The sequence below is a fragment of the Brevundimonas vesicularis NBRC 12165 genome (genome assembly GCF_001592205.1).
In the GTDB taxonomy this organism is placed as follows: Bacteria; Pseudomonadota; Alphaproteobacteria; order Caulobacterales; family Caulobacteraceae; genus Brevundimonas; species Brevundimonas vesicularis.
Genome location: NZ_BCWM01000005.1, coordinates 43001 through 62451, shown reverse-complemented (window position 1 = coordinate 62451; position 19451 = coordinate 43001). Strand labels below are relative to the sequence as shown.

The window sequence follows — 19451 nt, the reverse complement described above, 5'->3', positions numbered from 1 at the left end:
CAGCAGCGGTTCCCAAACGAAAAAGGGCCCCGCTGTCGCGGAGCCCATCGGGTCGTTTGGTGCAGATGGCCTTATTGGCAGGCCAGGCACTCGTCGTAGTCGGTCTTGGGCAGGGAGAAGAGATCCGGCTGATTGGGATCGATCACCTCTTCGGCCTTGTCCTCGGCGCCTGCGAAGGCGGCGCGCTGCACCGACTTGGAGCGTAGATAGTACAGCGACTTCACGCCGCGCTCCCAGGCGGACCAGTGCAGCATGTGCAGGTCCCATTTGTTCACATCGCCGGGGATGAACAGGTTCAGCGACTGGGCCTGGCAGATTTCCGGCGCGCGGTCGGCGGCCAGTTCGATCACCCAGCGCTGGTCCAGTTCGAAGGCGGTCTTGAACACGCCCTTCTCGTCCTCGTTCAGGGCGTCGAGGTGCTGGACCGAACCTTCGTTCTCCAGGATGGAGCTCCACACCGCCTCGGTGTTGATGCCCTTTTCCTCGAGCAGGCGCTCCAGATAGGGGTTCTTGACCGCGAACGAGCCCGACAGGGTCTTGTGGGTGTAGATGTTGGCCGGGATCGGCTCGATGCCGGCGGACGTGCCGCCGCAGATGATCGAGATCGAGGCGGTCGGGGCGATGGCCAGCTTGTGGCTGAACCGCTCCATCACGCCGCGTTCCTCGGCGTCCAGGCACGGGCCCTTCTCTTCGGCCAGCAGGCGGCTGGCCTTGTCGGCCTCGCGACGCAGATGCTTGAACAGGCGCATGTTCCACGACTTGGCCATGGCGCTTTCGAAAGCCACGCCCTGACCCTGCAGGAAGGAGTGGAAGCCCATCAGGCCCAGACCCACCGAACGCTCGCGCTTGGCCGAATAGACGGCGGCGGCCATGGCGGGCGGGGCGCGGCGGATGAAGTCCTCCAGCACATTGTCCAGAAACCGCATCAGATCCTCGACGAAGCGCGGCTCCTCGCGCCATTCCAGGAAGGTCTCGGCGTTCACCGACGACAGGCAGCAGACGGCGGTCCGGTCCACGCCCAGGTGGTCGCGGCCGGTGTGCAGCATGATCTCGGCGCACAGGTTCGACTGCTTGACCTTCAGGCCCAGATCGCGCTGGTGCGGCGCCATCTGGCGGTTCACCGTGTCCGAGAAGATCAGATAGGGCTCGCCGGTCTGCATGCGGATGTCGAGCAGCTTGGTCCACAGCGAACGGGCGTCGACGGTCTTCATGACCGCGCCGTCCTTGGGCGACTTCAGGTCGAAGGTTCCGCCGACCTTGACCGCCTCCATGAATTCGTCGGTGACGTTGATGCCATGGTGCAGGTTCAGGGACTTGCGATTGAAGTCGCCAGACGGTTTGCGGATCTCTAGGAACTCCTCGATCTCCGGGTGGTGGATGTCCAGATAGACGGCGGCCGAACCGCGGCGCAGCGAGCCCTGGCTGATCGCCAGCGTCAGGCTGTCCATCACGCGGATGAAAGGGATGATGCCCGAGGTCTTGCCCGCGCCCTTCACCTTTTCACCGATGGAGCGGACGCCGCCCCAATAGGTGCCGATGCCGCCGCCGTTCGAGGCCAGGGCGACGTTTTCGTTCCAGACGTTCTGGATGCCGTCCAGGCTGTCGCCCACCGCGTTCAGGAAGCAAGAGATGGGCAGGCCGCGATCCGCGCCGCCGTTCGACAGGACCGGGGTCGCCGGCATGAACCACAGGCGGCTCATATAGTCATACAGGCGCTGGGCGTGTTCGGCGTCGTCCGAGAAGGCGGTCGAGACCCGCGCGAACATGTCCTGATAGCTTTCGCCCGGCAGCAGATAGCGATCTTCCAGCGTCTTCTTGCCGAAGTCGGTCAGCAGATCGTCGCGCGAGCGGTCAACTTGAACCGATTTGACCACGGTCAGGTGGGGGCGCTCCGGCGTCGGCGTCGCCGCAACGCCTTGGAATTCCGTCGTCTTCAATGCCTCGCCGCCAGCCATTACGATCCCCATCGATTGTCTCGCATACCAGATATTGTGTCTGCTGTGCTTAATGAGAACTAAATCACCGGTTTGCCCCCGTTCCAAATTGGATTTTTTTGGCTCCGCGTGGTGACAAATCTGACTCTGTGGACATCGCGGTGATTCGCGTCGGTGGACTCGCTGGAATCAAAGGCTTTCCGGCTGCTCCGCAGTTACTCACAGGCCCAATTTTTTCTTTGGAGGAACATGGCGAGAGCTTGGCCGTTGGCTCGCCCATGACGCTTTCTGACTTACGCGCCTTTTTGATACGCGCCCTGACGGTCGCCCGCACGGAGATCGCCGCGCTTCTGGCCCTGTTGGTCGTCGCCGGCGGCGTTCTGACCTTCGCCGGGCTTGCCGATGAGATGACCGAGGGCGAGGGCCAGGCCTTCGATCTTCATGTCCTGGCGCTGATGCGGCCCTATGCCGACGATCCCGGCCGGCCGTGGGGGCCGTGGTGGCTGAAGGAGGCGGCGGCGGACATCACCTCGCTGGGCGGCATCTCTGTGCTGGGTCTGTTCGCCCTGATCGTGATCGTCTTCCTGCTGAGCCAGCGGAAATGGCTGTCGTCCCTGCTGCTGGTCATTGGCCTGGCCGGCGGCGTCGCGCTCTCGGAGGGCCTGAAGGCGGTGTTCGAGCGCGCCCGGCCCCCTGCCGCCGCTCAGGCGGTGGAAACGATCAACGCCAGCTTCCCCTCCGGCCACGCCCTGCTATCCACCGTCTTCTATCTCAGCGTCGCCGTCATGCTGACCCGCGCCTTCCCGCGCGAGCGGTTCAAGGTCTTCGTCTTGGGCGTCGGCATTCTGCTGGCCCTGCTGGTCGGGCTGACGCGCATCTATCTGGGCGCCCACTGGGCCACCGACGTCTTCGCCGGCTGGGCGGTCGGCGCGGCCTGGGCCATGGCCCTGTGGCTGGTCGCCTATGGGGTGGCGCGCTGGCAGAAGCGTCACCGCGCGGCGCTGCAGGACGAAGCCTCCCCGATCGAAGCCGCCCCCGACCCGACCAAAGTCTAGGCCCGCGATCCGCCTCGCGGCAGGCTAGTCTGAAGACATGTCGGAGACGCACGCCATGGATCACGCCGCCCTCTACGCCGAACGCCTGAAGACCCCAGACCAGGCCGCCGCCCTGATCGTCTCGGGCGCCAAGGTCGCGATGGGTCTCGGCGTGTCCCAGCCGCCCGCCCTGCTCAGGGCCCTGGCCGAACGGGCCGCGCGCGGCGAGGTCGAGGATGTGAACCTCTATTATCTGCTCTCGACCGCCATCGCGGGGGACACGGTGCTGCGCTATGAACTGATGGACCGGATCCGCCCCTGGAGCCTGTTCCACAGCGCCATCGAACGCCGGCTTGAGCAGCGCGCACACGAGGAGGGTCGCCCCAACCCCGTGCAGTTCATCCCCACGGGCTTTCAGCAGTCGCCCCGCCTTCTGTGCGATGAGGTCAAGGTGGACACCTTGATCTGCACCGTCTCGCCGATGGATGCGGACGGCTTCTTCTCGTTCGGCACCAACACCGACTACGCCAAGCCGGTGTCGCAGACGGCGAAGACTGTGATCGTCGAGGTTAATCCGCACATGCCGCGTGTGTTCGGCGACTGCACCGTCCATGTGTCCAAGGTCGCCGGCATCGTTGAACATGCCGCGACCCTGCTGGTCGTGCCGCGCGCCGAGCCTCAGCCGGCGGACCTGGCCATCGGGCGGATCATCGCCGGCCTGGTCGAGGACGGTGCGACGCTTCAGATGGGGATCGGCGCCCTGCCCAACGCCGTCTGCGACGCCCTGATGGACCACCGCGATCTGGGCGTTCACACCGAGATGCTGACGCCCGGCCTGGTCGAGCTGATGCAGGCCGGCGTGGCCAACCATGCCCGCAAGACCCTGCATCCCGGCGTGGGCGTCTTCGCCTTCTCGATGGGCGACCTCAACACCTATGAGTTTCTAGACGGCAATCGCGGCATGCAGGCCCATCCGGTCTCCTATGTGAACGACCCGGCCGTGATCGCGCGCAATGCGAAGATGATCTCGGTCAACGCCACGCTTCAGGTCGACCTCACCGGCGCCTGCTGCTCGGAGTTTCTGAACGGGCGCCAGTTCACGGCCGCCGGGGGCCAACTGGATTTCGTGCGCGGCGCCTATGGGTCGGAGGGCGGCAAGTCGATCATCGCCTGTCATTCCACGGCGGCGAAAGGCACGGCCTCACGCATCGTCGCGCGTCTGGACGGGCCGGTCACCACCCCGCGCAACGACACCCACATCGTCGCCACCGAACACGGCTGGACCAATCTGAAGGGCAAGTCGTCCAGCGAACGCGCCCGCGCCCTGATCGCCTTGGCCGCGCCCGAGTTTCGCGACGGCCTGACAACAGCGGCGCGCGAGCAGGGCCTGATCTGACGCCCCGACAACTTGAACTACGGCTTGATCTTGGACCGTCCGTCGGGACTTCTGGCGCCATGAAGACCGTCCGCCTGCTGGCCCTGCTGTCCCTGCTCCTCGCCACGCCTGTCAGCGCGAGAGGCGCGCAAGGCGCCTACGCCACCGATGGCGACTGCGACGGCCGCCCGATGACCACCGTGCGCATGACGCCCGGCTATTGCCTGGGACTGGTCTGGCAGGGCGCGGGGGCTGAGGGACCGCGAATGCCGCGCGGCCTGCTGGCGCTATCGAACGGCGACTGGTTGGTGACGGATCTCGGCAACTGGTATCCGGGCAATGGCGCGATCTGGCGGCTGTCGTTCGACCCCGACAGTGCGCCGCGCTGGAGACGACTGGCCCAAGGGCTGAACATGCCGCACACGGCGGCGCGCGGGCCGGACGGGCGCATCTATGTGTCTGAGATGAACCGCATCCTGACGATGGACCCCGACGCGGCCGATCCGGCGGCGACGGTGCGCACCGTGATCGGTGACTTGCCGGACAACCGGCTGCACGCCAATCGCCACCCGCTGTCCAGCTTCGTCTTCGACGCAAACGGCGACCTACTGGTCAATGTCGGCGCGCCCAGCGACCGCTGCGTGGATGCGCGGGGCCGGGCGCGCGCCAATGCGTCCGGCGCCTGCATCGACAGCGCGGCGACAGCCCAGGTGCGGCGTCACGCCTATCTGGGAAACGGCCGCTGGGCTGAGGACAGCACCGTCTTCGCCTCGGGCCTGCGCAACTCCATCGCCCTCGTGCGGCACCCGTCGGGCACGATCCTGCAAGGCGAGAACTCGGTCGACCTGACCACGCCCGACCATCCCTATGACGAGATCAATGTCCTGCGTCAGGGCGGCCATTACGGCTGGCCCTATTGCGTCGATCTGGCGACGCCCCTGCCGGGCTGGAGCGCGGGCCAGGCGCGATGCAGCCAGCGCGACCGCCCGGTCGCCCTGCTGCCGCCCCACGCCGCGCCGCTGGACCTGCTCTATTACGATGGGGCGATGTTCCCCGAACTGCGCGGCCGGCTGCTGATGAGCTGGCACGGCTATCGTCGCGCGGGCGGCCGGATCGTGGCGGGCGAGACGGATGGCGAGGGCCGCCCCCTGACCGATATCGGCGGCCGCTACGCCATCTATCCGCGCGGCGCCCTGCCCTATCCCGCCGGCGCGCCCAGCCTGCGCGGCAAGGTTCTGACGCCGGGCTGGGACACGGTCGCAGGCCGTCAGCCGCGCGGCGCGCCGGTCGCGCTGGCCGTGGCCGCCGACGGATCGATCTGGGTCACGGACGACCGAAACCGGGCGATCCTCAGGATCGCCCGGTCGGACAAGACGCCCTAGCTCTTGCGCGCGTCGCGCTTGGCCAGGACGCGCAGGCGAAGGGCGTTCAGCTTGATGAAGCCGGCCGCGTCCTTGTGGTCATAGGCCTGGACACCTTCTTCGAAGGTCACCAGGTCCTGATCGTACAGGCTGTTGGGGCTTTCGCGGCCGATGACCGAGACATTGCCCTTGTACAGCTTGACCTTGACCGTGCCGGAGACGTTTTCCTGGCTCTTGTCGATGGCCGCCTGAAGCATCTCGCGCTCGGGCGAGAACCAGAAGCCGTTGTAGATCAGCTCGGCGTATTTCGGCATCAGCTGGTCCTTCAGGTGCATGGAGCCGCCGTCCAGGGTGATGCTTTCGATGCCGCGGTGCGCCGCGATCAGGATGGTCCCGCCGGGGGTCTCATAGACGCCGCGCGACTTCATGCCGACGAAACGGTTCTCGACAAGGTCCAGACGGCCGATGCCGTTGTCGTGGCCATACTGGTTCAGGGCGGTCAGGATCGTGGCCGGCGACATGGCCTCGCCGTTGATCGAGACGGCGTCGCCCTTTTCGAAGCCGATCTCGATGACCGTCGCCACATCCGGCGCGTCCTCAGGGCTGATGGTGCGCTGGTGGACGAACTCGGGCGCCTCGACCGCCGGGTCTTCCAGCACCTTGCCCTCGGACGAGGAGTGCAGAAGGTTGGCGTCGACGCTGAACGGCGCCTCGCCGCGCTTGTCCTTGGCGATCGGGATCTGGTTCTTTTCGGCGAAGTCCAGCAGGGCCTCGCGGCTGCGGAACTCCCACTCGCGCCACGGCGCGATGACGCGGATGTCGGGCTCAAGCGCATAGTAGCCCAGCTCGAACCGGACCTGATCGTTGCCCTTGCCGGTCGCGCCGTGACAGACGGCGTCGGCGCCGACCTGACGCGCGATCTCGATCTGGCGCTTGGAGATCAGGGGCCGGGCGATGGAGGTGCCCAGGAGGTAGTCGCCCTCATACTGGGCGTTGGCGCGGAACATCGGGAAGACGAAGTCGCGCACGAACTCTTCGCGTAGGTCGTCGATGAAGATGTTCTCGGGCTTGATGCCCAGCTTCAGCGCCTTCTCGCGCGCCGGACCCAACTCTTCGCCCTGGCCCAGATCGGCGGTGAAGGTCACGACCTCGGCGTTATATTCGGTCTGGAGCCACTTCAGGATGATCGAGGTGTCCAGCCCGCCCGAATAGGCGAGGACGACTTTCTTGACGGGCTTGTCGGCGGGGGCGGACATGGCGGCTCTTTCAGCAAGGGGCGGTCAGTCGGGGAGTTGACGCGCGCATAAGACCGGGGGTGCGGCGATGCAACCTTTTCCGGGTCGCGCGGGCGAGAACATGAACCTTTCGTCATGTTCCATTTGGTCGCGTTGCCAGGCGGCAGACCGGCGTTATGGTCCCCTCCAACTGCAATCCCGAGGATATCGCATGCGCCGCACTGGCTCTCTCGTCGCTGCCGCCGCCCTTCTGGCGGTTTCAACGCCCGTCTGGGCCTCCGTGGCCTCTGCACCCGCCGCCCAGGTCGCCGGTCAGGCTGCGGCACCCGCCGTCCAAGCCGCGCCGGTGTCGCAGCTGATCAATGAAGTCGACATCCCCTATACCAAGTTCACCCTCGACAACGGCCTGACCGTCCTGGTCCATGAGGACCACAAGGCCCCCGTCGTCGCCGTCTCCGTCTGGTACAACGTCGGCTCCAAGGACGAGCCGGCCGGCAAGACCGGCTTCGCCCACCTGTTCGAACACCTGATGTTCGGCGGCTCGGAAAATGCGCCCGGCAGCTATTTCACGCCGATGCGCAACATGGGCGCGACCGACATGAACGGGACCACCTATTTCGACCGCACCAACTATTTCGAGACGGTCCCGACCCCGGCGCTGGAACAGGCCCTGTTCATGGAAAGCGACCGCATGGGCTACATGCTGGGCGCCATCAGCCAGGAAACGCTCGATCTGCAGCGCGGCGTCGTCCAGAACGAAAAGCGTCAGGGCGACAACCAGCCCTATGGCCTGAACCAGTACAAACAGCTGGAGGCCCTGTTCCCCGAAGGCCACCCCTATCGCCACTCGACCATCGGTTCGATGGCCGATCTGGACGCCGCCTCGATGCAGACGGTGCGCGACTGGTTCACCTCCAACTATGGCCCCAACAACGCCGTTTTGGTGCTGGCCGGCGACATCACCCCCGCCAAGGCGCGTGAACTGACCGACAAATACTTCGGCCCGATCGCCAAGGGTCCGGTGAACAATCCCGCCCAGGCCCCGGTCCCGACCCTGTCCGCCCCGCTCAGCGAAACCACCCACGACCGCGTCTCGAACGCCCAGGTCGAGGTCAGCTGGGCCGTGCCCGGCATGCTGGACCCGGATTCGGTGCCGCTCAGCGTCGCGGCATCGGTCCTAGGCGGCCTGGCCTCCTCGCGCCTGGACAATGAGCTGGTGCGCGGCGAACAGACCGCCGTCTCGGCCAGCGCCGGCAACAGCGCCTTCCACCGCGTCGGCATCTTCGAGATGAGCGCCACGATCAAGCCGGGCGAAGACCCCGCCGCCGTCGAGGCGCGGATGCGTGAAATCCTGAACGGCCTGATCGCGAACGGCCCGACGCAGGACGAGATCAACCGCGTCGTCACCCAGTACGCCTCGCGCCGCATCCAGGGCCTGGAACAGGTCGGCGGTTTCGGCGGCAAGGCTACGGCGCTCGCCGAAGGCCAGCTCTATGCCGGCGATCCGGAGTTCTACAAGAAGCAGCTGGCCGCCTACGCCGCCGTCACGCCGGCCCAGGTCAAGGCGGCGATGCAGAAGTGGCTGACCCGTCCGGCCTATACGCTGACCACCCTGCCCGGCCAGCGCGAAGCCTATCAGGAGGCGGCCGCCGCGCCGTCCGGGGCCAACCGCACCCCGGCGCCGGAAATCGAGCGCAAGCCGCGCATGCCCAAGCCCGAGATCGGTCAGGTCGCCAACGTCGACTTCCCGGCCGTTGAGCGCACCCGCCTGTCGAACGGCATGGAGGTGATCTACGCCCAGCGCGACGCCACCCCGACGACAAAGATCGCGCTCGACTTCGACGCCGGTCTGGCCGCCGACGACCGCTCCAAACTGGGTCTGCAGACCCTGATGCTGGACCTGATGGACGAGGGCACCCGCACCCTGAACGCCACGCAGCTGGCCGAGGCGCAGGAAGCCCTGGGCGCAACCATCACCACCGGGGCGACGATGGACAGCTCGGTCGTCCAGCTGTCGGCGGTGACGCCGAACCTGAAGCCTTCGGTGGATCTGATGGCTGAGGTGGTGCGCAATCCCGCCTTCGCCCCGACCGAGCTGGAGCGCCTGCGCGCCACCCGCCTGTCGCGCATCGCCGCCGAGCGCACCCAGCCGGCCGCCTTGGCCAGCCGCGCCCTGCCGGAACTGATGTATGGGCCGAACAGCCCCTATGGCCGTCCGTTCAGCGGCAATGGCGACGAGGCCAACGTCAAGGCGATCACCGACGCCGATATCCGCGCCGACTACGCCAAGTGGATCCGCCCGGACAACGCCAAGCTGTTCGTCGTCTCCGACCGGCCCCTGGCCGAGCTGACGCCGATCCTAGACAGCGCCTTCGGTCAATGGGTGCCGCCCGCATCGGCCAAGGCCGTCAAGGACTTCTCGGCCCCGATCCCGGCCGCGACGCCCAAGATCGTGCTGATCGACCGCCCGCAATCTCCCCAGTCCTACATCATGGGCGGCGAGGTCCTGGGCCTGTCGGGCACCGACGACCTGTTGGTGCTGAACGCGGCGAACAATGTGCTCGGCAACGACTTCCTGTCGCGCATCAACTCGGATCTGCGTGAGACCAAGAGCTGGTCCTACGGCGTCAACGCCTCGGTCAATCCGTTCGCCGGACGCGTGCCCTATCTGGTCACCGCCCCGGTCCAGGCCGACAAGACCGGCCCGGCTATCGAAGCCCTGAACCAGCAGTTCAACGACTTCCTGTCGGGCGGCAAGGGCGTGACGCCCGAGGAGCTTCAACGCACGATCAACGGCAACACCCGCCGTCTGGCCGGCAGCTACGAGACCTCGGCCGCCGTCCTCGGCGCCATGCGCTCCAACGCCCTGCTGGGCCGTCCGGACGACTATCCGGAAACCATCGCGGCACGCACCAACGCCCTGACCGCAGCCCAGCTGGACGCCGCCGCCAAGGCCGCCATCGACCCGTCCAAGTTCGTCTGGGTCGTGGTCGGCGACGCCTCGGTGGTCAAGCCGCAACTGGACGCCCTGGGCATCCCTGTCGAGGTCCGCGCGGCGGCCCCCGCCGCCCAATAGGGCGACGACAGACCAGAACGACGAAGGCCCGGAGAGCGATCTCCGGGCCTTTTCTCTTTGCCGTCATGCTCGGGCCTGACCCGATGATGAGGCCTTTAATCCAGCGTCGCGCCCGTCGTGCGCATGATCTCGGCGCGCAGTTCGGGCAGGCCGAGCCCCTTTTCCGACGAGGTCAGGGCTACCACCGGGAAGGCGGCGGGGCGTTTGGAGATCGCCTTCAGGGTCGCGGCCTGCACGGCCTCGCCCTCACCCTTCTTCAGCTTGTCGGCCTTGGTCAGGACGATCTGATAGCTGACGGCGGCCAAGTCCAGCGCATCCAGCGCCTCCGTATCCACCGATTTCAGCCCGTGGCGGCTGTCGATCAGCAGATAGACCCGCTTCAGCGTCACCCGGCCGCGCAGATAGTCGCGGCCCAGATCTTGGAACTTCTTGACCGTGGTCTTGGACGCCTTCGCCCAGCCATAGCCGGGCAGGTCGACCAGACGCATCCGGCCGTCCAGGTCGAAGAAGTTGACCTCGCGCGTGCGGCCCGGCTCGTTCGAGGCGCGGGCCAGCTTGTGCATGCCCACCAGCCCGTTGATCAGGCTGGACTTGCCCACGTTCGAGCGGCCGGCGAAGGCGATCTCGGGCAGATCGGGGTCGGGCAACTGCTCGATCTTGGCCGCGCCCATGACGAAGGTCGCAGGCCGCGCGAACAGAATGCGCGCCGCCTCGATGTCCTCGGGCGTGAACTCGGTCTCGTCGATCACGCCGGTGACTTCTTGAACCGGGCGAAGAAGGTATCGATCGGGTTCTCGGCCTTGTAGCGATGCATGATCACATACTGCTGCAGGATGGTCAGGATGTTGGACCAGGCCCAGTAGATCAGCAGGCCCGCTGCGAACGGCGCCATAATGAAGGTGAACAGCAGCGGCATGAACTGGAAGATCTGGCGCTGGACGGGATCGGCCGCCGGCGGGTTCATCGCCGTTTGCAGCCACATCGTCAGGCCATAGGCGATCGCCAGCAGACCCAGGTGCAGCGGGCCGGCCAACAGGCCGCCGATCAGCGGCGCCATCGCCGGATCCCACGGGATCAGGCCGAACAGGTTCCAGATCGACGACGGGTCGCGCGCCGACAGGTCATGGATGAAGCCCAGGAACGGCTGGTGACGCATTTCGATGGTTACGGTCAGCACCTTGTACAGGGCGTAGAAGACCGGGATCTGCAGCACCAGCGGAAGGCATCCGGCGACCGGATTGATCTTCTCGCGCTGATACAGGGCCATCGTCTCCTGCTGCTGCTTCTGCGGGTCGTCTTTGAACTTCTTCTTGATCTCCTCCATCTTGGGCTGGAGGTTCCGCATCTTGGACATCGAGGCGTAGGCGTTGTTGGCCAGCGGGAACATCACCAGCTTCACGATGACGGTCAGGGCCAGAATGGCGACGCCGAAGCTGCCGACCAGGCCATAGACGTTCTCCAGGATCCAGAAGATCGGACGCGTCAGGAACCAGAACATCCCCCAGTCGATCGCATAGACGAAGCGGGGCAGGTTCAGGCTCTGCTCATAGGATTTCAGCACCTCGGCGCGCTTGACCCCGGCGAACAGGCGTTGGGTCTCGGTCGCGGTCGCGCCGGGCTGGATGGTGCGGGTCGTGCCCAGGACATTGGCTTCCAGCTGCTGGGCGCCGTTCAGGTCGCGGACGCGGAATTCGGTTTCGACCGCCTCGTTCTGCTGAGGCAGCAGGGCCGCCAGCCAGTATTTGTCGGTGATGCCCAGCCAGCCGCCGGTCGAGGCGTTCTCGATCCGCGGCTCCTTCAGCCAGTCCTTGTATTTTTTCTGCTCGGTCCGGTAGTCGCCCGGCTTGCCGAAGGTGCCGATCGCGCCCTCGTGGACGATGTGCGACGAGCCCGCTGCCGGCGGCACGCCCTGGCGCTGGACGCTGCCGTAGGGGGCGATTGTGATCGCCTGCGTGCCCAGGTTCTGGACCGTGTCCTGCACCGAGAACACATATTTGTCGTCGACCGAGATCACGCGGGTGAAGCGCAGGCCCTGGCCGTTGTCCCAGGTCAGGGTGACCGGCGTCGTCGGCGTCAGGGTCGAACCGTTGGTCAGGCGCCAGACGGTATTGGGTCCGGGCACGCCGCCGGCGACATTGGGGCCGGTCCAGCCGAACTGGGCGAAGTAGGCGTTCTGCATCCCCTGCGGGCGGAACAGCTCCACCGGCTGGGGCTTGTCTTGAACCTCGCGGTAGTCGGTCAGGAACAGGTCGTCGATCCGGCCGCCTTGAAGCGACAGCGACCCCTTCAGCGTGCCGGACTGGATCGGCACCCGCGCGGCGGTGCTCAGCGCCTGGCTGCGGTCGGTGACGAAGGTCGGGCCCTGCGGGCTCAGCGCCGTGCGCGCGGCGTTATCGGCGGTCTGCGACTGCTCGGCCTGGGCCTGCTGTTGCACGGCGCGACGCTCGGCCTGCGGACGCAGCACGGCGAAATAGTAGATCCCCATGATCAGGACCGAGCACACGATGAAGATGATCGTGTTGCGCGTGTTTTCGTTTTTCATGGATTCTGGCGGTCCTGGCCGGAGGGGGCGCGGGCGGGCGAGGGCTTGTGGGCCCCCCGATCATGTCGCGGTGTCGCCAGCCTTGTAAGCGTCGATTTCACGTCGTCAAGCAGACGGTCCCACGCACGCTCGGTCGTGCCCATGCGGGCGATGAAGACATAGTCGCTTCCGGGCACGCCATGCTTGGCCAGCATGGCCCGTGCGGCCTCGCGCAGACGGCGTTTGGCGCGGTTGCGCTGAACCGCCCCGCCGATCTTCTTGGTGGCGGTGAAGCCCAGGCCGATGTGCGGCGAACCGTCGCCGCGCTCCAGCCGCTGGATCACTACTGCGCCGCGCGCCTCGGAAACGCCTTTGGCGGCCGCCAGGAACTGGGGCCGCCGCAACAGACGCTTGATCTGTAAAAGGTCGCTCATGCGTCCAAAAGATCCGGACGCGTAAGCCGCTTACGCCGTCAGGCGCTTGCGGCCCTTGGCGCGACGGCGCGCAACAATCTTCTGGCCGTTCTTGGTGGCCATCCGGCTGCGGAAGCCGTGACGGCGCTTGCGCACGAGTCGCGACGGCTGATAGGTCCGCTTCACGGTCGGCTCCTGACGTTAAAAGGTTGGGCGACGGGGCAAGAGGCGTCCGCCGCAGGAAGGGCGGGCGTATAAGTCGCATGTCCGCGTGAGTCAACGCTCGGACGGCATTTCGGGACGATGAAACGGATGGCGAAACGAACGGCGAAGGAATGGGCCCTGCGGCTGGCGCCGTTGGCGGCCATCGCCGGCCTGGTGATCGCCTTCTTCGCCCTGGGCTGGAACCGCTATCTGTCGATGGATCTGATCCGCGAGCACGGGCTGAACCTTCAGGCCTATGCGCAACAGAACTGGTGGATCGCGCTGATCGCCTTCATCGCCGTCTATGCCCTGGCGACCGCCTCGACCATTCCCGGACCCGTTTTCCTGACACTGCTGGGCGGGATGATGTTCGGCCCCTATGTCGGGGCCCTGGCGCAGTCGACGGGGGCCACCATCGGTTCGGTCGTCATCTATTATGTCTATCGCACCTCGATCGGTTCGTGGTTGCGCGCCAAGTTCGAAGCCGACGCCGGCTTCATGGATCGGCTGGCCAAGGGCATCGACCGCAACGCCTTCACCACCCTGTTCACCCTACGCGTGATCCCCAGCGTGCCCTTCGTCCTGGTCAACGCGACGGCGGGGATGATGGCGGTGCCGCTCAGGCCCTACATCATCGCCACCTTCATCGGCCTGCTGCCATCCACCTTCATCTATACCTGGATCGGATCGCAGCTGGGCGGCCTGCTGCGCGCCGGCGTGCGGCCGGACCTGCCGATGCTGCTGCAACAGTTCTTCTGGCCGTTGATGGGCGTGGTCTTCCTTTCCCTGCTGCTGCCCATCGGCATCAAGCTGTTCCAGATGATCCGTGCCCGGCGGATCGGGGCGACGGCAGCATGAGCGCCCTGTTCGACCGGATCGCGGCGCGGCTGAACCTGACGCCGGACCAGGCCAATCTCTGGCGCGAGCGTCTGACGCCGCGCGCGCCCGACGGCCTGTCGGCGCGGCTGCTGCTGCTGACCGTCGCCTTCACCCTGGCGGTCGAGGCTCTGATCCTGGGCCCGAACCTGGCGGCCTTCCATGAGCGCTGGCTGCGCGACCGGCTCCAGGCCGCCGAACTGGCCTCGGTCGGGGTCGAAGCCTTGCCCTACAGCGCAGTCGAGGACGACACGGCCGCCGAGCTGATGCGGATTGGCGGGGTTCAGGCGGTCGCCCTGACAGAGCAAGGCGTGCGCCGCCTGCTGCTTCAGGCCCCCAACCTGCCCCGCGCGCCCGAACTGATCGACCTCAGGCGTCAGGACAGCTGGTCGCGCCTGACCGACCCGTGGCGCACCCTGTTCGGACATCCGGACCGCTCGCTGCGGGTTCAGGCCAAGCCGCGCTATCGTTCCGGCGACTTCATTGAGATCGTCACCCCCGCCCAGCCGTTGAAGCTGGAACTGCGCGCCTTCCTCCTGAACAGCCTGCTGGTGTCCCTGCTGGTGTCGGTGACGGCGGGCGCGCTGCTGTATGGCGGTCTGGCCCTGCTGGTGCTGCGGCCGCTTCGTCGCGTCACCCGCTCGATGGAGCGGTTCGCCGCCGATCCCGAGAGCGAGGCCGAGGCGCCGTCCGATCGCCACGACGAGATCGGCCGCGTCGAGCGCGAACTCAGCCGCATGCAGGAGGAGGTGCGCCATTCCCTGCGCTCTCGCGCCCGTCTGGTCGCGCTGGGCGAGGCGGTGGCCAAGATCAACCACGACCTGCGAAACATGCTGACCTCGGCCCAGATGGCGTCCGAGAGGCTGGCGACCTCCGCCGACCCGCAGGTAGCCAAGGCCCTGCCCCGGCTGGAGCGCGCGCTCAGTCGCGCCGCCGGCCTGTCTCGCAATGTGTTGGAGTACGGAAAGAGCGAGGAGCCCGCCCCCCAGAAGACCCGCGTCGTCCTGACCAAGGCCCTGACCCTGGCGGCCGAGGACGCCGGACTGGACCCCGACGGCGTGCGCCTGGTCAAACAGCTGCCGCCCCGGTTCGCCGTCGAAGCCGACCCGGATCAGCTGTATCGCATCCTGGTCAATCTGATGCGCAACGCCCGCCAGGCCATCGAGGCCGATCCCACGCGTCCGCCCGAGCGGCGCGGCAAGGGCGCCATCACCGTCAGCGCCTTTGGTCAGGACGGCTTCTGCGTCGTGCGCATCGCCGACGACGGCCCCGGCATTCCGCCGCGTCTTGCCGAACGCCTGTTCGAACCCTTCGTCAGCTCAAAAAGCTCGGACGGCTCGGGCCTGGGCCTGACCATCTCGCGCGAACTGGCCGCCCTTCACGGCGGCGACCTGCGTCTGGTCGAGACCGACGGAACAGGCGCAGCCTTCGAACTGCGCCTGCCCGGATAGGCGATCAGGCCGCCTTCAGGGTCGCCATGTCGATGACGTAGCGGTAGCGCGCCTCGCCGTTCTCGATCTTTACATAGGCGTCGTTGATCTCGGCGATGTCGATCATTTCGACCTCGGGGGCCACGCCGTTGGCGGCGCAGAAGTCCAGCACGTCCTGGGTTTCCTGAAGATTGCCGATCAAGGAGCCGCCGACCGTCTGGCGTTTGAAGGCCAGTTTGGAGTTATCGACCCCGTCCGCGACATCGAGATTGCCCACGACGATGAAGGCCGCATCGCGCTTCATCAGGTCCAGCAGGGCGCCGATCTCGTGCTTCTCGGGCACGGTGGACAGGATGAAGTCGAACGTTCCCGCAAGGGGCGCCAGGGCCGTCTTGTCCGTCTCGATATGGGCCGCGTCGGCGCCCAGCCGCTTGGCGTCCTCGATCTTCTCCGGCGTCGAAGTCAGGACGGTCACTTCCGCCCCCAGAGCCTTGGCCAGCTTGGCCGCCATATGGCCCAGACCGCCAAAGCCCAGGACGGCGACCTTGTCCCCCGCCTTGACGCCCCAGTGTTTCAGCGGCGACCAGGTGGTCACGCCGGCGCACAGGATGGGCGCGGCCGCCTTGGGGTCCAGGCCTTCGGGGATGCGCAACACGAAATCCTCGGGCACGACCACCACATCGGAATAGCCGCCGTAGGTATTGTCCCGGCCGTACATGTTGGCGCCGTCTTCGGTCTCGGTCGCTGGCGTCATGGGGCCGTTATAGGTCGCCAACCAGCTGTTCGGACCCTCGCAGTAGTTCTGATCGCCGGCGCTGCAGGCCTCGCATTGGCGGCAGCTGTCGATCATGCAGCCGACGCCGACCAGATCGCCTTCCTTGAAGCGCGAGGTCTCGGCGCCCGCCTGTTTGACCCGCCCGACGATCTCGTGGCCCGGCACGCACGGATAGACCGTATTGGCCCATTCGTTTTTGACCTGGTGGATGTCGGAGTGGCAGACGCCGGCGTAAAGAACCTCGATCACCAGCTCGTTGGGCTTGGGATCGTCGCGCTCGAACGTCATGGGCTCGAGCTTGGACCGGGCGGTCTTTGCGCCGTAACCGATTGATTGGAACATGAAAGTCTCCGGGGGCAAGGGGATGTTGCCGCAATCCCCCGCGCTCAAAGACGTTCCAGCGTCGCCCTATTCCAGACCGTCGTCGGACACGACGAAGGGCCGGTTCTCCGCCTTGGCCTGGGCCGCCAGCTCCTCCTGGACCAGATGCCAGCGCCGCAGCCGCTCATAGTCGATGGCGTGCTCGGGCGAGGCGTCCAGCCAGTGACGGAAGTCCTCGACCTGAAGCCTGGCGTCTGCGGCGGTCGTATCGGGCAGGGCCGGCACGTTCGGCAACTGGCGTGCGACATCCGCAGGAATAGGGAAGTCGCCGGACGCGGTGCTCAGGATCATCGATCTTCTCGGATAGGCTGCGGTCGGGAGAGGACGACCATGACGCGAAGCCGAGCCTTTCGCCACCTTTTCATCGCTGCGGCGTTGTGCAGCAGGATCACAATGGCCAAGCTGCGGGTAACGCCACGGCCTCGGGAGAGACAGTCATGATCGTTCGCACCGCCGCCGCCGCTACCCTGCTGGTCGCCGCCCTGACCGCACCCGTCGCCGCCCAGACGATGACGGCGCCGGCGACCGCCGACCCCTATCGCGATCAGCGCGCCCTGCCCGACCCGGCCGATCCCGCCAGCCGCGACGCCCTGCTGAAGGCGCGGGGCGAGGCCTATCATCGCGCAAGCGACGCCCAGCAGACCGAAGAGGAACTGCGCACCACCCGCGCTCTGAACGACGAGATCGCCGCCCAGAACGCCCTGGCCGACAAGACCGACGCCGACAACCGGCTGAACTACGACGCCGCCCTGGCCCGTCATCAGATCGAGGTCAGCCAGGCCGAGGAACAGGCGCGCGCCGCCGCCGAGACTGCGCGTCTGGCGCAGGAGAAATACGACCGCGACTACGCCGCCTGGCAGGAACAGGTGCGACTGTGCCGCACGGGCTTCCGCCCCGCCTGCACCGCCCGACCGGCGTGGGTCGCGCCGGCGCAGTAAACGTCATCAGTCCGCCTTGGCTTTCGCTTCGGCGATCAGGGCGTCGTCGATTTCGCGGGCGCGCACAGCGGCCGGGCGTGTCGTGATCCGTTCGGCATAGGCCGTGAAGGCCGGCCGTTCAGGCAGGCTCTTGAACATCAGCCCCCAGGCGATCTGGCTGCCGACATAGACATCGGCGGCGCTGAACCGCTCGCCGAGAATCCACGGACTGCGATCCAGCGCATGTTCCAGCCCGTCGATCACCTGATCGAACGAGCCGTAGCCGACCATGGCCGACTTCTCGGGCGGCGGCAGTTGACCCAGCGACTTGGCGGTCACCGCCGCCTCGACCGGTCCGGCGGCGAAGAACATCCAGCGGTAATAAAGCCCGCGCAGCGGATCGTCCGTCGCCGGCGCCAGGCCGGCGTCAGGAAAGGCGTCGGCCAGATAGGCGCAGATGGCGGCGCATTCGGTGACCACGATCCCGCGATGGGCGACGGCCGGCACCTTTCCCATCGGATTGATCGCCAGATAGTCCGGCGACTTCATCGCCGCATAGGCGACCACGACGGTGCGATAGGGCTGGCCCACCTCCTCTAGCATCCAGCGGACGATGCGTCCGCGCGACATGGGGTTGGTGTAAAAGACGATTTCTTCGCTCATGGCGTGCTCTCCCTTTCGGCAGAGCCTACGCCTGAACCGGCCGGGGTGTCAGCCCGCGACCAGGCTCATGTCGCGGCGCGCCATCATGCGGTCGAACTCGGTCCAGACGCCGTCGGCGCCGTGCCAGTTTCCTTGCGTCGCCGCCTTGGAATATTCGGTGGCGCGGGCCTCGAAGAAGTTGGCGTGTTCGACGCCGCTGAGCAGCGACTGCAGCCAGGGCAGCGGGTTTTCCGTCACCCCATAGACTTCCGGCAGCTTCAGCTGACGCAGGCGCCAGTCGGCGATGAAGCGGATGTACTGTTTGATGTCGTCCGGCGTCATGCCCTGGACCGAGCCCATCTCGAAGGCCAGGTCGATGAACTTGTCCTCCATGTTCACCACCGTCTTGCAGCAGTCGACGATGTCGTCCGCGACCGACTTGGTGACGGCGCCCGTCTCCTTGTTGAAGGCGTGATACAGCTTGATGATGCCTTCGCAGTGCAGGCTCTCGTCGCGCACCGACCAGGACACGATCTGGCCCATGCCCTTCATCTTGTTCTGGCGCGGGAAGTTCATCAGCATGGCGAAGGACGCGAACAGCTGAACGCCTTCCGAGAAGCCGCCGAACATGGCCAGGGTCCGGCAGATGTCGGCGTCGGAATCGACCCCGAACTGGCCCATGTAGTCGTGCTTGTCCCGCATGGCCTCGTATTCCATGAAGGCGCCGAACTCGCTCTCGGGCATGCCGATGGTCTCGAGCAGCAGGGCGTAGGCCGCGATATGGATCGTCTCCATATTGCCGAAGGCGGCCAGCATCATCTTGACCTCGGTCGGTTTGAAGACCCGACCGTAGCGTTCCATGTAGTTGTCCTGAACCTCGATGTCCGCTTGGGTGAAGAAGCGGAAGATTTGGGTCAGCAGGTTGCGTTCGCCGTCGTTAAGGGTGGAGGCCCAGTCCTTGACGTCCTCGCCCAGCGGCACCTCCTCGGGCATCCAGTGGACCTGCTGCTGCTTCTTCCACATGTCGAACGCCCACGGATAGCGGAACGGCTTGTAGGCGGCCGACGGGGTCAGAAGACCGGCGCGCTCGGGGAGGATGATCGGAGTGATGGCGTTCATCGAACTGGACCTGAGGGCGATTCTGAAGACGCGTTCACCATGCGATTTGAAGACGTCGGCGCCAAGTCAAAATAGGTCTATGTTGCGATCACAATTTATCGCGACCGCTAGATGTTGTGTCCGTGCCGCACATTCCTGGGGACGGGCCTGGGGATGAA

17 protein-coding genes are annotated in these 19451 nt (G+C 66.3%); 7 read left to right on the top strand and 10 right to left on the bottom strand.

The window, feature by feature from the left end; translation table 11 throughout:
• Window positions 1-71: 71 nt before the first annotated feature.
• On the bottom strand, window positions 72-1955 hold the full coding sequence (locus tag BVE01S_RS05310) for a ribonucleoside-diphosphate reductase subunit alpha (protein WP_370667552.1): 1884 nt from the start codon (window positions 1953-1955) through the stop codon (window positions 72-74).
• A 257-nt stretch (window positions 1956-2212) separates the two neighbouring features.
• Here BVE01S_RS05310 and BVE01S_RS05305 point away from each other — a divergent pair, with 257 nt between their 5' ends.
• The 3 genes from BVE01S_RS05305 to BVE01S_RS05295 are packed head-to-tail and all read left to right on the top strand — an operon-like array spanning window position 2213 to window position 5725.
• Window positions 2213-2989 (top strand): phosphatase PAP2 family protein, encoded by a 777-nt coding sequence (locus tag BVE01S_RS05305; protein WP_066625164.1) that lies wholly within the window; start codon window positions 2213-2215, stop codon window positions 2987-2989.
• Between the two features lie 37 nt (window positions 2990-3026).
• Entirely contained in the window at window positions 3027-4364 is a 1338-nt protein-coding gene (locus BVE01S_RS05300) for an acetyl-CoA hydrolase/transferase family protein (RefSeq protein WP_084375303.1), read from the top strand.
• A 59-nt stretch (window positions 4365-4423) separates the two neighbouring features.
• Complete coding sequence (locus BVE01S_RS05295; RefSeq protein WP_066625163.1) at window positions 4424-5725, top strand: PQQ-dependent sugar dehydrogenase; 1302 nt, start codon at window positions 4424-4426, stop codon at window positions 5723-5725.
• Here the strand turns inward: BVE01S_RS05295 and BVE01S_RS05290 are convergent.
• Window positions 5722-6960, bottom strand: coding sequence for an argininosuccinate synthase (locus BVE01S_RS05290; protein ID WP_066625161.1), 1239 nt, complete (start codon window positions 6958-6960; stop codon window positions 5722-5724). The two genes, BVE01S_RS05295 and BVE01S_RS05290, sit on opposite strands and share 4 nt — an antisense overlap.
• Before the next feature lie 190 nt (window positions 6961-7150).
• Here BVE01S_RS05290 and BVE01S_RS05285 point away from each other — a divergent pair, with 190 nt between their 5' ends.
• Window positions 7151-10015, top strand: coding sequence for a M16 family metallopeptidase (locus BVE01S_RS05285; RefSeq protein WP_066625157.1), 2865 nt, complete (start codon window positions 7151-7153; stop codon window positions 10013-10015).
• Window positions 10016-10110: 95 nt separating this feature from the next.
• On the opposite strand, the gene yihA is transcribed toward BVE01S_RS05285, so the two are convergent.
• From yihA to rpmH, 4 genes are read right to left on the bottom strand one after another with little or no spacing between them, the layout of a single operon-like run.
• Window positions 10111-10764: a ribosome biogenesis GTP-binding protein YihA/YsxC gene (yihA, locus tag BVE01S_RS05280; RefSeq protein ID WP_055754638.1), complete on the bottom strand. Its 654-nt coding sequence runs from the start codon at window positions 10762-10764 to the stop codon at window positions 10111-10113.
• Window positions 10761-12557 (bottom strand): membrane protein insertase YidC, encoded by a 1797-nt coding sequence (gene yidC / locus BVE01S_RS05275; RefSeq protein WP_055754639.1) that lies wholly within the window; start codon window positions 12555-12557, stop codon window positions 10761-10763. The genes yihA and yidC overlap by 4 nt, the downstream gene beginning before the upstream one ends.
• A complete protein-coding gene (rnpA, locus tag BVE01S_RS05270) occupies window positions 12554-12970 on the bottom strand; it encodes a ribonuclease P protein component (protein ID WP_066625155.1) in 417 nt (138 codons plus the stop codon). Before rnpA ends, yidC begins: the two co-directional genes overlap by 4 nt.
• Before the next feature lie 30 nt (window positions 12971-13000).
• Window positions 13001-13135 (bottom strand): 50S ribosomal protein L34, encoded by a 135-nt coding sequence (gene rpmH, locus BVE01S_RS05265; RefSeq protein WP_003164000.1) that lies wholly within the window; start codon window positions 13133-13135, stop codon window positions 13001-13003.
• Window positions 13136-13261: 126 nt separating this feature from the next.
• Here rpmH and BVE01S_RS05260 point away from each other — a divergent pair, with 126 nt between their 5' ends.
• Both BVE01S_RS05260 and BVE01S_RS05255 read left to right on the top strand, forming a co-directional pair.
• Window positions 13262-14011 carry a TVP38/TMEM64 family protein gene (locus BVE01S_RS05260; protein ID WP_066625152.1) on the top strand — a complete coding sequence of 250 codons (750 nt, stop codon included), beginning with the start codon at window positions 13262-13264 and terminating at the stop codon, window positions 14009-14011.
• Window positions 14008-15480, top strand: a complete 1473-nt coding sequence (locus BVE01S_RS05255) for a sensor histidine kinase (protein ID WP_066625151.1) — start codon at window positions 14008-14010, stop codon at window positions 15478-15480. The genes BVE01S_RS05260 and BVE01S_RS05255 overlap by 4 nt, the downstream gene beginning before the upstream one ends.
• Before the next feature lie 4 nt (window positions 15481-15484).
• Here BVE01S_RS05255 and BVE01S_RS05250 read toward each other — a convergent pair whose 3' ends face one another.
• On the bottom strand, window positions 15485-16576 hold the full coding sequence (locus BVE01S_RS05250) for an NAD(P)-dependent alcohol dehydrogenase (protein WP_066625144.1): 1092 nt from the start codon (window positions 16574-16576) through the stop codon (window positions 15485-15487).
• 66 nt (window positions 16577-16642) lie between these two features.
• Entirely contained in the window at window positions 16643-16906 is a 264-nt protein-coding gene (locus tag BVE01S_RS05245; RefSeq protein WP_066625141.1) for a hypothetical protein, read from the bottom strand.
• A gap of 146 nt (window positions 16907-17052) precedes the next feature.
• On the opposite strand from BVE01S_RS05245, the gene BVE01S_RS05240 reads away from it, so the two are divergent.
• Window positions 17053-17553, top strand: a complete 501-nt coding sequence (locus BVE01S_RS05240; protein WP_066625139.1) for a hypothetical protein — start codon at window positions 17053-17055, stop codon at window positions 17551-17553.
• A gap of 6 nt (window positions 17554-17559) precedes the next feature.
• Here BVE01S_RS05240 and BVE01S_RS05235 read toward each other — a convergent pair whose 3' ends face one another.
• Together BVE01S_RS05235 and BVE01S_RS05230 are read right to left on the bottom strand one after the other, a co-directional pair.
• On the bottom strand, window positions 17560-18195 hold the full coding sequence (locus BVE01S_RS05235; protein ID WP_066625138.1) for a glutathione S-transferase family protein: 636 nt from the start codon (window positions 18193-18195) through the stop codon (window positions 17560-17562).
• A 48-nt stretch (window positions 18196-18243) separates the two neighbouring features.
• Window positions 18244-19293 carry a ribonucleotide-diphosphate reductase subunit beta gene (locus BVE01S_RS05230; RefSeq protein ID WP_066625135.1) on the bottom strand — a complete coding sequence of 350 codons (1050 nt, stop codon included), beginning with the start codon at window positions 19291-19293 and terminating at the stop codon, window positions 18244-18246.
• Window positions 19294-19451: the final 158 nt, after the last annotated feature.